This is a genomic window from Algoriphagus sp. A40 (genome assembly GCF_002002735.1).
Classification (GTDB): Bacteria; Bacteroidota; Bacteroidia; order Cytophagales; family Cyclobacteriaceae; genus Algoriphagus.
Window position 1 is genome coordinate 94,559 of record NZ_MUNY01000078.1, and the last position, 15,185, is coordinate 109,743.

Sequence of the window (15,185 nt, forward strand, 5' to 3'; positions counted from 1 at the left end):
TTCAGACAAAAGCACTGTGCCCCGTAATCGCTCGGCCGACGATCAATGAATTGATCTCCTTAGTGCCTTCGTACGAATAGACGGCTTCGGCATCAGCCACAAAGCGCGCGATATCGTGGCGAAGCAGAATTCCATTTCCACCGAAAAGTTCCCGGGAATGATCCACGATGGACCGCATCCGAAGGGTACAGAATACCTTGGCCAATGAGGCATGCTCGTCCAGCAATTCCCCCTCGTCCTGCATCTGGGAAAGGCGGAAGACCATCGTCTGCATGGCGGTGAGGTCACCAAGCATGGTCACGAGCAAGTCCTGAACCAGTTGGAAGGAGGCAATTGGTCGGCCAAATTGCTTCCGCTCGTTGGTGTAAGCCAGTGCCAATTCATAGGCACCTCTGGCGCAGCCGACGGCCTGCCAGGCTACACCGGCCCGGGTCATGCGGAGGATCTTGGCAGTGTCCTTGAAAGAATTGGCATTTTGAAGCCGATCGCTCTCCGGTACTTCACAATCGGTCAAATTGATCAGGGCGTTTTGCACGGTTCGAAACGCCATCTTGTCCTCCAGCTTTTCCGCCAAAAACCCCGAATTGCCTTTTCGCACGATGAATCCTTTGACCTGCTGATCTGCCAAATCCCTGGCCCAGATGACTGTGATATCTGAAAATGTCGCATTTCCGATCCATTTCTTTTGGCCGTTGATCACCCAGGTATCTCCTTGCTGCTTGCAGGTGGTGGTCAATCCTCCCGCCACTCCCGAACCGACTTCTGGTTCGGTGAGTCCGAAAGCCCCGATTTTTTCAAGCTTTTGCATCGATGGAAGCCATTCCTGTTTTTGGGCTTCTGAGCCGCAGAGATAGACGGAGCCCATGGCCAGACCGCTTTGAACCCCAAAAAAAGTAGAAATGGAAGTATCCACCCGAGCCATCTCCATAGCTATGAAACCCTCAAGTAAGGCCGAATGCCCCGGACAGCCATAGCCCTGGTAAGTCAGTCCGGCGATGTTGAGTTCGGCCATCTTGGGGATGATCTGCATGGGAAATTCCCCTCGGTTCCAGTAGTCGTTGGCGATGGGTTTGATCTCCTGCTCCATAAATTCCCGGACTTTGAGCTGGATTTTCCGCTCTTCGGGATTGAGTGTTTTCCCCAATTCATAAAAATCTCCGTTCACAGGCGGGATAACCTTGGGTTTCCCACCGCCTTTGAGCATGCCCATCATCTTGGATAGGTCTTCCTCACTCATCTTGGACACCAGACCAACCATCTTTGGGAGATCGACTTTTTGGGAAAGTTTGGAGATCTGATCCAAGTCCACTGCGCTCAGCAATTGACGGATACCGGAAATTTTATTCAGGAGATTTCTCATAAAAATTGGCTTTGGTTTATTGTTATCCTCATTTTTAACTGATGTCAGACGCCTATGGTTTCCTAGCCCCTATCTATCAACCACTTTCCAGACTGGTTTTTGGCCCGGATTTGCTGAATGCCAATCGGGCTTTCCTGGATTTGAGTATGGGAAAAAAGTCCCTGATTCTCGGCGGGGGAGATGGTCTTGCTTATCGGGATTGGGACAGGAATTTCATCGGAGAGTATTGGGACACCTCACCTGCGATGGCAAAAATCGCGACGCGGAATCTTAGGAAAAGCGGTATCGAAGTGAACTGTGGGAGTTGGTCAGGTAAAGGGAAATTCGACGTCGTTTTCTTGCCATTTATTTTGGATTCCATTCCCGATGCGGAAATTTCTGAATTGATCCTTCAGATCTACAAGTCCCTGAATCCCGGTGACCTGGTGGTTCTTTCGGATTTCTTTCCTCCTGCTACTTTTATCCAAAAAGCACTTCAGCAACTGATGATTACCGGATTTCAGCTAGTAGCCCGACATCAGCGAAGCGATTTGCCTGGTCTGGCATCCTTCTTTGACCCAAAGATTTGGAGACTTGTCACTCAAAAAACTTGGAGAAAAGGCTGGATTCAGGCTCGCGTTTACGAGAAAATCAATGATTCAATGGACTGACTTGCGAAATTGCTCGGGAGTGCTTCCTGTTCTTTTCCGGAAAAGCCTGCTGAAGTAGGAAGGGTCATCAAATCCGAGCTGGGAAGCAATTTCTGCTACGGTACTTCCGGAGTAGGTAAGCAGGCGCTGAGCTTCCAAATTCACCCGATCAAGCAAAAGCTCGGAGATGGTTTTGCCCACCGAAGTTTTGGTCAGCCGGTTAAGCTGCCTCAGGCTGAGGTGAAGTTGGTCAGCATAAAATGAGGCATTGCGGGCTGAGCGGAAATGGCTTTCAATCGCAGTTTCCAGAAGTTTGAACCGATCCTCTGCCGCAGGAACAGTACTTCCCGTTCCGTAGCTAGCTTGATATATCCGACCCAGTTTCACCAATAGGATCTCGGTGTAGGCAAGGAGCATTTCCTTTTTCGACCAGTCCTGAGCTTCAGTTTCTTTTTCAATTTCTGAAAAAAGTAGGTCGACTTTTGAGGTTTGTCCAGAGTCCAAAATCAAATTGGATGGACGACTCGTTGTGCCAAAAAAGGGGAAGCCGGAGAGGTTTTTCATGGGAAAAGCAGAACCATAAAACTCGGCGCTGAAGAATAGAATATGCCCTTCACTGTCCTCAGAAAGCTGCCAGGAGTGAACTTGTCCCGGTGAAAGGAAAAAAAACACACCCGGACCGACATTATAATTTCGAAAATCAATAGAATGACTTCCCGAACCGGCAGTGAAGAGCAGCAAGATGTAAAAGCCGTGTTTGTGTGGCTTTTGGATAAACTTATGGGTTTTCAGGTGCCTTCCCAACCTGGAATAATAGAAGGTCGAGGAGTCAATGTTTTCCCTGTTGAAATCCGGGATCTGATAAATGGGAAGACTTTCCTTGGACATGGCCGAAAGTGGCCAATTTCAGTAAAAATTGCAAGGCGAGCAGGAGCCTCCTCCTTATGCCGCTGCTTTTTGAAACCGGACAAAGAGGGCAATCCAGATGGAGCGGCTCAGTCGAAAGGAAATCGGCAGAAAAACAACTACTGTCAATCCCAGCAAAATGAGCAAAGTGCTCAAGCTGTAATTTTCAACCAAGAGGGCCAACAGCACCCATACTGCAATGAAAATCACGGTATTCAAACCGTAGCTGACAAACATGGCTCCAAAGTAAAATCCCGGTTCAGGCTCGAAGCTTTGCCCGCAGACGGCACAGCTTTCGTTCATCTTGTGAAACCTTAGCGGATGCATCAGGTTACCTTTTGGAAACATTTGTCCCTTACGGCATTTGGGGCACTTACAGGTGAGGACACTGGTCAGGACTGAAGGACTGCTCTCCATGGTTTCAGATTTTGGACAAAAGTAGCGCAAATCGAAGCTGTACTTTAGGACGAAAATTACATTCAACAGGACAAAAGTTTCCTGTTTCAGTTTGCCATTTCGATACTTCGTCTGATCAGTTTGTCAAAGTAGTTTCCGTTTCCCGGACCGTACCAGTTCATTTCCCGGACCTCATGAAAGCGCTCGTCGTAGAGTTCATCTGGCGTGATGTAGCCAATATAGCCACCGTTGAAGGTTGTGATGATCAGCTGAAGGTTGTTTTCTTTGGCCAACTTATCCCATTTTTCATAGAAAACTCCGGAAAGTTCTCCACTTGACGAGATCAATAAGAGATTGCCAATTTTGGTGATGTCAAGGTGGGGGTTTGTTTCTCCCAAGAGGTAGTTGAATAACCAAGGTCGGATTCGCAGGTTATCGGAAATTCTCAGGTGTGGCGCACGAAGGCTTAATTCCAGACGGGAATGGGTAATCCTTGGGTTCTTCAAAGTAGAAAATTGGGTCATTCGCAGCCAAATGGCCGAATCCAGGCTGGCAGCATATTGCTTCACGTTATCAGGAGTGTTTCCCGGAGCAATCGGGCGGTGACTGCCGACAGTCCCTGCGGCAAAGAGGGCAAATTCGTATTCCCGTTCTTCCATCGCTTGGTTAAGGAATTTGGGATAATCTCCAGACAATCCCATGAACTTTGAACTCAGGCAGGTGGCATGGGCAGAATAGGTGAAAATGGTCGCTTTTTTTCCGTCTTTTTTGGTGAAAATAAGTTGTCTGACAAAGGGGTCGAAAGGACCATCTTTGATAAAGCGGTTGGCGACATACTTTCCTGCGTCAATTTTTCGATAGCTCAATGACACCGTATCAAGCGATGTGATCGAGGCTTGGAGTGCGGTGATGCTTTTTTCCACCAATAGATCCACCACCTGTTGGTCATAGCCGCCAAAAGCCATTTCACCCAAAGGGCCTGGCATATAGCCTCCCATACCGGAGTGTGTGTGTGTGGCGGTGAAAATCAGTTGATCGGGTGTAATCCCAGCCTCGTTAATTCCTTTTTCGACTGCTTTTGCCAAGGCTGGATGGACGATCAGCAACTCGAAATTAAGCCATGCGATCCGGGTTTTTCCATTGCTCAGGGTGATTGCTTTCACAAAACTGCTGTCTTGGACAAATTCGTATGGACCGCGGGGGGCATAGCCGACCAGATCCACGGGATTTTCCGGAGTGACATTGGCTTTTCCCCAGCCAGCCAGCCAAAAATCCCCTTCCGAACCCTGCCAGGGGGTATTTTCCAATCTTTCAAAAGTTTCCCGGTAAAAATCCTGTGACTCAATTGGAGAACGGTCTACTGTTGTGAAAAGGGCCAATCCGATGAGTAAGAAAATAAGAAAAGCCCCCAAGGTGATCTGGAGGGCTTTTTTCAGTGTTTTGGATAAAAATGAACGGGAGTCTTTTTGCATGTTTGGCTATTCAAAAAGAATGAATTTCAATTAAATATCGAATATCGAATATCGAATATCGAATATCGAATATCGAATATCGAATAAATCAATACTCAAAGGTTCCATATTGACTTTGAATCGTGACCTTTTTGCCTTCATGAGGTTCCACGCGACCGATGATTTGGGCCTCCACTCCATAGGATTCTGAGATGTCAATGATTTCTTCGGCATAGCGCTCATCGACGTAGATTTCCATGCGGTGACCCATGTTGAAGACCTTGTACATTTCTTTCCAATCCGTCCCGCTTTCCTCCTGAATGATCTTAAACAATGGGGGAGTTTCAAACAAATTATCCTTGACCACATGCACATTGTCCACAAAATGCAGGACTTTGGTCTGGGCGCCACCACTGCAATGAACCAGTCCATGGATATGGGGTCGAAGGTAGTTGAGCACATCGACCATAATTGGCGCGTAAGTTCGGGTAGGAGAAAGTACCAGCTTGCCCATATTCACCGTGGCACCGGGAGCGGCATCGGTGAGGTTGTATTTTCCGCTGTAAACCAAACTGTCAGGAACTGCAGGATCGAAACTTTCGGGATATTTTGTTTTCAGGACTTTGTTAAAGACATCGTGTCTGGCCGAAGTCAGGCCGTTGCTTCCCATGCCTCCGTTGTATTCGGTTTCATAATTTGCCTGACCGAAAGAAGACAAGCCGACGATCACGTCTCCGCCTTGAATTTTGTCATTGGAGATGACTTCATCGCGGCGCATCCGGCAGGTCACCGTGCTGTCCACGATGATAGTTCGGACCAGGTCTCCCACATCAGCAGTTTCTCCGCCAGTCAGTACGACGTTGACGCCGTTGTCACGGAGCATCTGCAGCACTTCCTCTGTTCCCTGAATGATGGCCGAGATCACCTCTCCCGGAACCAGATTTTTGTTTCTCCCGATTGTGGAGGAAACCAAAATGTTATTGATCGCACCCACGCAGAGGAGGTCGTCGGTATTCATGATGATGGCGTCCTGAGCAATCCCTTTCCAAACGCTCAGATCTCCCGTTTCTTTCCAATAGAGATAGGCCAAGGAAGACTTGGTGCCGGCCCCGTCCGCATGCATGATGTTGCAGAAGAGCGGGTCATTGCCAAGTGTGTCTTCTACTATTTTGCAGAAAGCTTTTGGAAAAAGCCCTTTATCCAACTTGGAAATGGCATTATGGACGTCTTCTTTGGATGCGGAAACTCCGCGCTGCATGTAGCGCTCGTTCATGGCGGGGAAAGATTTGGTTGGGGCAAAGGTAAGGATTGGAAGATTGAAAAATTGGAAGATTGGAAAATTACTCACCCAAGGCAGATGATTTAAAAACCTCTGACCGCCAGACGGGCGGTTTTAAAGTGATAAGAAAAACCTTTTCCAGTGAAGTGTGTATATTTATAAAAAACATACACATGAGAACGAATATTGAGATAGACGATGAGTTGATCAAGGAGGCAATGAAGCTGACCGGAATCACCACCAAAAAGGCAGCTGTAGAGACAGCACTCAAGCAGATGGTTTCCCTGAAAAAGCAGGAGCGGCTAAAAGATTTGAGGGGAAAATTGAAATGGGAAGGAAATCTGGACGAAATGAGAGAAGGCCGTGATTTTGGTTGATAGCTCGGTTTGGATTGACTATTTCAACGGTGTGGAAACCAAACAGACAAATTTTGTCTACCAAGAGATTGGCGCTGTTGAATTTGCAATTGGAGACTTAATTTATGGGGAAGTAATGCAGGGTTTTAAAGCTGATCGTGACTTTCAGATTGGTCACGATTTTTTTGAGGATATTCCTTTCCTTTTGCTGGTGAATAAAGAATTATCACTCAAATCCGCTCAGAATTATCGGTTTCTGCGGAAGAAAGGAATCACTATCCGTAAGACCATCGATTGCTTCATAGCTACTTTTTGCATAGAAAAAAGACTCCCCTTATTGCAGTCTGACAAAGATTTTGAGCCTTTTGTGGAGCATCTGGGGCTAAAGTCCATTTTTTAAAACCTGACTTCTAAATTCAAAAAATACGGGTAAGACTCGGGTTTGTGCTGTAAATCAAAATTCGGAAATCATAATTTCAAAAAACCTTTACAAAGAAAAAGGCCCTAAAAAAGGCCTTTTCCAAAACTCAGAATAATCATCTCTTTCACTTTTTCCCAACCAAAATCAACTCCTCCTGAGGGGCGATCAAGTATTCCGCTCCGGTGTCAGTAACGACAGCCATTTCCTCCACTGAGATAGTTTTTTCGGTTCCGTCAGCCTGCTTCCAGCAATGAAATCCATCGAAAGCGAATGTCATCCCTTTCTTCAACAATTTTTGAGCGGCAGGTCTTGGAGTGGGAATCCTTGCACCCCCGAGATTTGGACCCACATCATGGGCCACATAACCAACCGGGTGTCCGGTGCTCCAAGGGACATATAGAGAACCATTGGCGTCCATCAAGTCGCGTTGGGCGCGGTCAACATCTTCACCTTTGACTCCCGGTTTCATCGCAGCAAGTGCGATTCGACTTCCGGCTTTACCATTTTCCCAGTATTTCTGAATATCCGCCGGAGCTTCAGTTTCTCCATCTTTGAGTACATAGGCAAATCTCTGGATATCGCTCACCCAGATTCCATAGAGTTTGACCCCAAAATCAGTCTGAATTACATCTCCGGGCATGATCACTTTGTCCGTGGCATGGGAATGGCCACGATCCGGACCCGAATTGACATTGGGGTTTTGATCCGGATGCCATGCATCGGTCACTCCGTATTCTGCCATTTTGGCCTTGAGAAATTTAGCCACATCGGCATCGGTGGTTTTTCCGGGTTCGATCATGGCATAGGCTTCGACCTGAAAGTCAGCAGCAAGCTGGGCTGCTTTTTTCATCACTTCCACTTCTTCGGGAAGCTTAATAGATAGCCATTCATATACCAAGTTAGTGGATGAAACGAGTTTGGATGCATCCGGGCCCATCAATTCGGCCAATTCCAGGTATTGGCTGTGAGAAATTCCGTCTGCCATTTCATTGCTTTCAGAGGTGTTTACCGCGATGGTTTTAAAACCTTTCTCTTTCACAAAGGCGACTGCTTTTGCGAGAGCTGATTCTCCTCTGGGTACCCGTTCTACTTTTTCATGAATATCGAGTTCATCCAGTGCAGTGGCTTCTCCATCCGGCGAAAAAACCAGGGAATGGAAGCCTGATTCATCCTGGTAAAAAAGGAATGCAGCAGATCCGCTAGCGTTTTCGCCACCGACATGGGTTGCGATCGGATCATTGTGATTTTCCCGGCAGATAACCAGCCAAGAGTCAACTCCGGCATTTTTCAATGCATCAGGAAGGAGTTGATTGATTCGTTTTTTGCGGATTTCCGGCCAGGGATTTTCTCCCCAATAGTTGGCAGGAATGACTTTCTCTTCCTGGGGTTCTGTCTTTTGGGTAGGTTGACAGGCCCAGATGACTCCCAAAAGGGAAAAAAGCAACAGATTAATTTTCATGGTGAAATTTGGTTCTCGTGAAAATAGGAAGGAATTTTTGTCTGGAAAAAGTATTTTTTTTTACCCCAAGTTCTTAACAATCAGTACTGGCGGGATTAATTAATGTTAATTTGAACAAAACAAGTACAGAATCGTGTTTAAGACCAAATCCCCTTAAATCCGAGAGTCGGAATCCAATGAAAATAGGAATTGTCTGTTACCCCACCTTTGGGGGAAGTGGTGTGGTAGCCACCGAACTGGGTAAAGGCCTGGCCAAAGTAGGTCACGAAGTTCATTTCATCACCTACAAGCAGCCGATGAGGCTGGATTTTTTCAGCGAAAATCTCTTTTACCACGAGGTAGATATCAAAAGTTATCCGCTTTTCGAATTTGCTCCATACGAGCTTGCTCTTGCCAGTAAAATGGTCAGTGTGGTCAAGTATGAAAACCTGGATTTACTGCATGTGCATTATGCGATTCCTCATGCTTCGGCGGCTTATATGGCCAAACAAATCCTGAAAACAGAAGGCATCCAGATTCCGGTGGTGACAACCCTTCACGGAACAGATATTACTTTGGTTGGTAAAGATCCTAGCTACGAGCCCGTAGTCACCTTTTCAATCAACCAATCAGACGGAGTTACTGCTGTATCTGCAGATCTGAGAAGAGAGACTTACGAGCATTTCGATATCAAAAGAGAGATCGAAGTGATCCCCAACTTTATCGATCTGGAACGCTTCAAGAGACAGCGCAAAGAGCACTTCAAAATGGCTATTTGTCCAAATGGAGAAAAATTACTTGTTCATACTTCCAACTTCCGAAAGGTGAAGCGCGTGGAGGATGTCATCCATGTATTCTACGAGGTGAGAAAATCTATGCCTGTCAAGTTGCTGCTTGTAGGGGATGGACCTGAGCGAGATCGGATGGAGCGCCTTTGCCGTACTCTGGGAACTTGCGACGATATCCGGTTTTTGGGGAAACTCGATGCAGTAGAAGAAGTGTTGTCTGTCGCTGATTTGTTTCTAATGCCTTCCGAAAAAGAAAGTTTTGGTCTTGCTGCGCTTGAGGCGATGGCTTGTGAGGTACCGGTTTTGTCATCCAACGCGGGAGGAATCCCAGAATTGAATGTGGATGGTGTGACTGGCTTTGTCTGTAACATTGGCGACGTGGAGGATATGACAGCAAAGGCTAAGATTATTTTGGACGATGTGAATCTTCCAGGGTTCAAAGAAAGGGCCCTCGCCCGAGCCAAGGAATTTGACATTGACCAAATTCTCCCCATGTATGTGGCTTATTATGAGAAGACAATAGCTTCTACCCTGAGTGCTGTAGGATAAATATTGATGTAAATCATTTTTTATTTGGCATACTCAAACTTCAAATACCTTACCTTTGCATATATGGCAAGCCGATGAGGACTCGTATTTCATCTACTGCCTTAATTTACTATTGAGCTATAAAATCGAGCATGACTTAAGCGTCACACAGAGTGATGATTTTCTACCATGCGAGAATCCTCCTGATAGCCCCTATTGTTATCGGGGGAGGACCTTTGAAAATCAAATTATAATCAGATGAAAAAGATTGGAAGATTGGACAAACCCGATAATTTCGGCTCTGCCAAGATGTTTTCTAATCCATTTTTGGAGAAGATTTCCAGAACCCACATTTTGGTGCCGATTACCTTATTTGCGCTGATCTCTTCTGTTTCGCTTTATTATGCGATTACAGCTTCAGAGATTGGATTTGGGTTGGGAGTTTTGGTTTTGATTTTGGGAATTTTTGCCTTCACATTTGTGGAATACATGATGCACAGGCATTTTTTTCACATGGAACCTGATACGCCAATCAAAGACAAATTGCAATACAGTGTACATGGAGTCCACCATGATTACCCAAGAGATAAAGACAGGCTGGCCATGCCCCCGTTTGTCAGTGCTGCCTATGCGGCGATATTCTATTTAGTCTTCAGTTTGGTGATGGGAGATTATGCACTTTATTTTCTTCCAGGTTTTTTGATAGGTTATTCTACCTATCTGGGAGTTCATTACATCGTTCATGCCTTCAATCCTCCCAAGAATTTCCTGAAGGTGCTTTGGGTAAATCATGCTATTCACCACTACAAAGATCCTGATACCTCCTTTGGGGTGAGTTCTCCACTTTGGGACTACCTATTGGGGACCATGCCGAAAAAAGATTGAAGAAAACCTCCTCGACAGGAGGTTTTTTTATGAGGAATTCCAAAGGGGCACTTATTCGAATTTTTTTTATGCAGTCCGGATTTCAGGATGGCTGTTGTTGGTTAATTTCAGCCCATGACTACTATTTCCATCATTGGCCTGGGCTGGATCGGGGAGCCTTTGGCCGCCAACTTCAAAGAAAAAGGACACCAAGTCAAAGGGTCCACCACCAGTGCTGAAAAACAGGAAAAGTTGATAGCCAAAGGAATTGATTCCATTCGCTTTTCACTTAATCCACATCCTGAAGGAATAGGATTCAATGCGCTCTTTCAGTCGGAGATTTTGGTACTCAACATTCCTCCTCGAACCAGGAGCGGAGACGGAATTTTTCATCTCGAGCAACTCAAATATCTCAGAAGTCTTTTGGACCGCTCTCCTGTCCGAAAAGTCATCTTTGTCTCCAGCACCGGGGTATATCCCGAAGTGGATTCTGCAGAGGAATACATGGAAGATTTTCCAATCAGTGTGGAAAATACCGGGAACGATACCCTGTTTCGGGCGGAGCAAAGGATGAACTCTGATAGGAATTACGACCTGACAATCGTCCGTTTTGGAGGCTTACTTGGGGATGACCGGATTCCCGGAAAGTATTTTTCAGGGAAGGAAAATGTAGCCGGCCATACCCGGGTGAATTTCATTCACAAGCAAGATGCAGTTCGGATGCTTGCCTGGATTATTGAGAAAGAGCTTTGGAATGAGACTTTTAACGGAGTAGCTCCGGTTCATCCGCTTCGAAGGAATATCTATGAGAAAAATGCTGCTGATTTGGGCATCGCTCCACCTGCAAGCTATCAGAATGAACCTGATGGAATGGACCGGTTGATTTCTTCTGCCAAGCTTTTGAAAACAGGTTTTGAGTTTGAGTTTCCGGATCCTTTGGAATTTAAATACCAGTGAATTCTTGGTGGTGAATCCCAAAAAATCCCCAGAAAATGGGACTTTTGAGGGGTTTTTACACCAAAGCCTTATGGGGTAAATATCCCTTTGCCTCAGTTTTTACCAAAAACACATCTCCGCTGATGTGATACTTTATCAAATCCTCCGGAGAAAGATTTTCCTGGGCAGTGGTTATGAGCAAGTGGTCCAAATTTTCTCCTCCAAAACAGCAGGATGTCACATGAGGTACTGGAACCTCGATTTTTTCCAAGAGTTGACCTGAATTGGGATTCCAGCGATAAACACCCGAACCACCATAATGAGCGACCCAAAGCATCCCCTCCCGGTCGATACACATCCCGTCTGGAGTTCCAAGAGATTTGGGTACCTCGACTGCAAGTCTCCTGAATCTGATTTCCCCTGACTCCAGATCATAATCAAATTCATTGATCTGCTGCGTGGGACTGTCAATAAAATAGAATGTCCGGTTGTCCTCAGTCCAGGCCATTCCGTTGGAAATGGTCAGATCGGAAAGCATTTTGGAAGGGGCTAAATCCGTTCCGATTCGATAGAGTGAACCTGCACCCTGAGTGAATTTTGTGCTCAGGGTGCCGATCCAGATTCTGCCGGCAGGGTCAACTTTTCCGTCGTTGAATCGGTGCAATTCCAAGTCATGTTCAACCTCACTTATCCATTCCAATTCCTCAGTTTTTGGATCAAAACGTGCCAATTTACGGCCTATTCCTAGAATAAGTTTATGGTTTTGACCTTCCAAAACTACCGTCAGTCGGTCAGAGAAATTCCAATTTCGGGTTGATCCAGTCGCTAATTGGTGCTCGAAAAGTTTTCCGTTTTCGATATCGACCCAATAAAAGCTTCCTCTTTCGGAATGCCAATAAGGGCCTTCACCTAGGAAGCATTGGGATGGGAAAAGGTGATTTGCTTTCATTTTTTGTCAACAGTCTATCGACTTGGTGCTTCATCAAGGTCAGAGAAATTTCTAAACTTAAGGTATAAATTTTGACTTAAAAGAAAAGATTTTGTCCTAGTAATCCTTAAACAAGTCGACTGTAATCTGTAGACTATTAATGCCAGTATTGCGCGATCTTTTTCTTCAAAAAGGCAACGCTTCGCTCAAGTTGATCCATACCATCCACTCCGTCTTCGATGCTGATCCAATTGTCAAAGCCAACTCTTTTCAATTCAGTGAAAATGGCATCGTAGTCATTCATTCCTTTGCCGATTTCTCCGTGACTGAGCATTTTTGCATAGCCCACCGCTCCTCCTTCCACCTTTCGAAGGTCCTCTATCGACCCGTACTTGAGGAAACGGTCGCTGGCATGCATCGTCACTACTCTTTCCGAAACATCATACAACAAATCCAGCGGATCTTCGCCAGCAAGGAAAGTATTGCTCGGATCGTAATTGACCCCGAAGTTGGGATGGTGAATGCTGTTGACCAATTTGGTGAAAATGGCTCGCTTTTGTGCAAATTCCGGATATTCCCAGAAGTCATCCTTGTAGTGATTTTCGATGATCAGCGTGATACCCAAGGATTGAGCATAAGGCAAACATGCCTCAATGCAATCTTTTGCCAAATTGATTCCTTCGTCAATGGACAATTCCGGACGATATTGGCCCGAAAGCACGCGGCAGTATTTTCCGCCGAGGACGTCGGTCATTTCGATCCAGCGTTTCTGCTTTTCAATTTCTTTCTCACGGAAGGCTTTGTCGCGATGGGTAAAGTCCGGCGAGCAGCACATCATCGGGATGACCATGCCCTCATTTTCTACCATTCGGCGGAATTGAGGCCAGTTTTTCTCATTTTCCATTTCCAGAAATCCGGCGTACCATTCCAGCCCGTCGATTTCCAAAGGTGCCGCCAGTTTGACCCAGTCGGCGATTTTCATACTTCCGTCTTTGCAAAGGGCCTGCATAAAGGCCTTGGGAAATGCTGCTAATTTTGGCATTTTGAATGTCTGTTTTTCTGGTAATTACTTGATTGTGCTGGTGTCTTTGGGGGCATTTCTGCCGATCATCGGGTATTGCTCGAGATCTACTACCTGACCGCTGATTGGGCCGCTTTCGTCCGAAAGCCAATAAATGACCGCTGCGGCAATCTCCTCCGGCCAGAGAATTCTTCCAGCCGGGGCATAGATGTCTGGCAGACCTTCGTACCAGGTTTCGGAAAGTCCGTGATCTTTCTTTCGCTCGCGTTCGCGCTCGGTTAGAACCCACCCCGGGTTGATCTGATTCACCCGGACACCATATTCCCGGATCAAAGCATCCCCGAGATTACGGGTCATAGTCATCAAGCCACCTTTTGAAATAGAATAGGCAAGCAAATTGGGTTCACCGCTCCAGGCATTGACTGATCCAATGTTGAGGACACAGCCCTTATTTTTTGTGAGTTCAGGAAGTGCTTCCTGAATCAGGAGAAAAGGAGAAATCGTATTGATGTCCAGGATTTTTTGGAGAAAAGCCCGATCGGTGTTTTCCACATTGGAGGTAATGACCCAAGCGGCATTGTTGACCACTGCATCCAGTTTGCCAAAAGTGTTTACGGCAAGCTGAACCAAGCGCTCTGGACATCCTTCTGCGGAAATATCTTCGTGGTGAAAAACTGCATTTTCAGCTCCGATCTCTTCCAGGACTTCCAAGCCTAAAAACTCCTCCAGACCATGAAGCACGACTTTGGCACCTTCGGCCACACAACGTTTTGCGATGGCTTTGCCGATCCCAGTCGTACTGCCGGTGACAATAATGACTTTGCCCTTAAGTCTCATATCAGACCGGTTTGAGAACTGATTTTACAACTTGTCCTGAATGCATTTTTTCAAAAGCCTCATGCCATTCGGTAATCGGCCAAACGCCTCCGATGATTGGTTTCACATTCAAAGCACCGCTCGCAAGAAGGGCGATAACTCTCTCCCAAATCGGCCAGTTGTGGCTGAAACTTCCCTGAAGACGGATGTTTTTCTGCACGATTGGATCAATGGAAAAATTGAGCGGCTGAGGACCCCATCCCACTTTGGTAATCTGACCGTTTGGACGGACAATTTTCATGGCGATTTTTAGCGTGATGCTGTGGCCAGCTGCGTCGATAATCAGGTCAGCGCCCAATCCGTCACGTTTTTTTGCCCAAGCCTCAGCTGCATCTTCACCGATCAGAGGCTCACAACCATAAGCCTGCTTGGCGATCTCCAATCTAGCCCGATCACCTTCCAAACCAAGGAGTCCAACCTCAGCTCCGCAAAGTCGAGCCATTGCTGCGCAAAGAATACCGATTGTCCCCGGTCCAATGACTATCACCCGATCTCCGGGTTTGATGCTGGAATTTCCTACCACTGAATTGTAGGCAACACAACAAGGTTCGGTCAGGCAAGCCTCCTCAAATGAAAGATTTGCAGGCACGTTGTGCAGGCATCTTGCAGGCACCCGGACAAAGCGGGTCATTGCTCCGTTTACACCATATCCAAATCCTTTTCGGGTTGGGTCCAGGTTATAAAGTCCGACTTTGCTCATCGGGTTTTGGGTATCGATCACAGCGGCAGTCTCAGAGACCACCCGGTCACCGACTTTCCAGCCGGATACCCTGGAACCTAAGGCGGCGATTTTTCCGCCAAACTCATGACCCAAAACAACAGGGTAATTTACTGGCCAGCTATGGTCAGAGGTCCACTGGTGGAGGTCACTTCCGCATACGCCGACGTTTTCTACCTCCAAGAGGATATCTTCGTCTCCGATCTCAGGGACTGGGATTTCTCGGATTTCAACAGAATATTTTTGTTCGGAGTAATTTACTACTGCCGCGTTTTTTGAGCTGGACATGG

16 protein-coding genes are annotated in these 15,185 nt (G+C 46.5%); 6 read left to right on the forward strand and 10 right to left on the reverse strand.

Annotated elements, in window-relative coordinates; genetic code table 11:
- Position 1: 1 nt before the first annotated feature.
- On the reverse strand, positions 2-1,360 hold the full coding sequence (locus tag B0E43_RS20255; RefSeq protein WP_077353211.1) for an acyl-CoA dehydrogenase family protein: 1,359 nt from the start codon (positions 1,358-1,360) through the stop codon (positions 2-4).
- 41 nt (positions 1,361-1,401) lie between these two features.
- Here B0E43_RS20255 and B0E43_RS20260 point away from each other — a divergent pair, with 41 nt between their 5' ends.
- Positions 1,402-2,010, forward strand: a complete 609-nt coding sequence (locus tag B0E43_RS20260) for a class I SAM-dependent methyltransferase (protein ID WP_077353212.1) — start codon at positions 1,402-1,404, stop codon at positions 2,008-2,010.
- Here B0E43_RS20260 and B0E43_RS20265 read toward each other — a convergent pair.
- The 4 genes from B0E43_RS20265 to B0E43_RS20280 form a co-directional block, all read right to left on the reverse strand.
- Entirely contained in the window at positions 1,999-2,877 is an 879-nt protein-coding gene (locus B0E43_RS20265) for an AraC family transcriptional regulator (protein WP_077353213.1), read from the reverse strand. The two genes, B0E43_RS20260 and B0E43_RS20265, sit on opposite strands and share 12 nt — an antisense overlap.
- 54 nt (positions 2,878-2,931) lie before the next feature.
- Entirely contained in the window at positions 2,932-3,243 is a 312-nt protein-coding gene (locus B0E43_RS20270) for a DUF983 domain-containing protein (RefSeq protein WP_077353501.1), read from the reverse strand.
- A gap of 155 nt (positions 3,244-3,398) precedes the next feature.
- On the reverse strand, positions 3,399-4,763 hold the full coding sequence (locus B0E43_RS20275) for a neutral/alkaline non-lysosomal ceramidase N-terminal domain-containing protein (protein ID WP_077353214.1): 1,365 nt from the start codon (positions 4,761-4,763) through the stop codon (positions 3,399-3,401).
- An 88-nt stretch (positions 4,764-4,851) separates the two neighbouring features.
- Positions 4,852-6,015 (reverse strand): AIR synthase related protein, encoded by a 1,164-nt coding sequence (locus B0E43_RS20280; protein WP_077353502.1) that lies wholly within the window; start codon positions 6,013-6,015, stop codon positions 4,852-4,854.
- Positions 6,016-6,194: 179 nt separating this feature from the next.
- On the opposite strand from B0E43_RS20280, the gene B0E43_RS20285 reads away from it, so the two are divergent.
- Together B0E43_RS20285 and B0E43_RS20290 are read left to right on the forward strand one after the other, a co-directional pair.
- Positions 6,195-6,398 (forward strand): type II toxin-antitoxin system VapB family antitoxin, encoded by a 204-nt coding sequence (locus B0E43_RS20285; protein WP_077353215.1) that lies wholly within the window; start codon positions 6,195-6,197, stop codon positions 6,396-6,398.
- Positions 6,385-6,777, forward strand: coding sequence for a PIN domain nuclease (locus B0E43_RS20290; protein WP_077353216.1), 393 nt, complete (start codon positions 6,385-6,387; stop codon positions 6,775-6,777). Before B0E43_RS20285 ends, B0E43_RS20290 begins: the two co-directional genes overlap by 14 nt.
- A gap of 145 nt (positions 6,778-6,922) precedes the next feature.
- On the opposite strand, the gene B0E43_RS20295 is transcribed toward B0E43_RS20290, so the two are convergent.
- The gene (locus B0E43_RS20295; protein ID WP_077353217.1) at positions 6,923-8,257 is read right to left on the reverse strand and encodes a Xaa-Pro peptidase family protein; all 1,335 of its coding nucleotides are present in this window, start codon (positions 8,255-8,257) and stop codon (positions 6,923-6,925) included.
- Between the two features lie 176 nt (positions 8,258-8,433).
- On the opposite strand from B0E43_RS20295, the gene bshA reads away from it, so the two are divergent.
- From bshA to B0E43_RS20310, 3 genes are all read left to right on the forward strand, one after another.
- Positions 8,434-9,573, forward strand: coding sequence for an N-acetyl-alpha-D-glucosaminyl L-malate synthase BshA (gene bshA / locus B0E43_RS20300; RefSeq protein ID WP_077353218.1), 1,140 nt, complete (start codon positions 8,434-8,436; stop codon positions 9,571-9,573).
- 237 nt (positions 9,574-9,810) lie between these two features.
- A complete protein-coding gene (locus tag B0E43_RS20305; RefSeq protein ID WP_077353219.1) occupies positions 9,811-10,437 on the forward strand; it encodes a sterol desaturase family protein in 627 nt (208 codons plus the stop codon).
- Between the two features lie 114 nt (positions 10,438-10,551).
- The gene (locus B0E43_RS20310; protein WP_077353220.1) at positions 10,552-11,373 is read left to right on the forward strand and encodes an NAD(P)-binding domain-containing protein; all 822 of its coding nucleotides are present in this window, start codon (positions 10,552-10,554) and stop codon (positions 11,371-11,373) included.
- A 55-nt stretch (positions 11,374-11,428) separates the two neighbouring features.
- Here B0E43_RS20310 and B0E43_RS20315 read toward each other — a convergent pair whose 3' ends face one another.
- The 4 genes from B0E43_RS20315 to B0E43_RS20330 form a co-directional block, all read right to left on the reverse strand.
- A complete protein-coding gene (locus B0E43_RS20315) occupies positions 11,429-12,301 on the reverse strand; it encodes an SMP-30/gluconolactonase/LRE family protein (protein ID WP_077353221.1) in 873 nt (290 codons plus the stop codon).
- A 136-nt stretch (positions 12,302-12,437) separates the two neighbouring features.
- The gene (locus B0E43_RS20320) at positions 12,438-13,322 is read right to left on the reverse strand and encodes a sugar phosphate isomerase/epimerase (RefSeq protein ID WP_077353222.1); all 885 of its coding nucleotides are present in this window, start codon (positions 13,320-13,322) and stop codon (positions 12,438-12,440) included.
- A gap of 24 nt (positions 13,323-13,346) precedes the next feature.
- Complete coding sequence (locus B0E43_RS20325) at positions 13,347-14,138, reverse strand: SDR family NAD(P)-dependent oxidoreductase (RefSeq protein WP_077353223.1); 792 nt, start codon at positions 14,136-14,138, stop codon at positions 13,347-13,349.
- 1 nt (position 14,139) lies between these two features.
- Complete coding sequence (locus B0E43_RS20330; RefSeq protein WP_077353224.1) at positions 14,140-15,183, reverse strand: zinc-binding dehydrogenase; 1,044 nt, start codon at positions 15,181-15,183, stop codon at positions 14,140-14,142.
- Between the last annotated feature and the right edge of the window lie 2 nt (positions 15,184-15,185).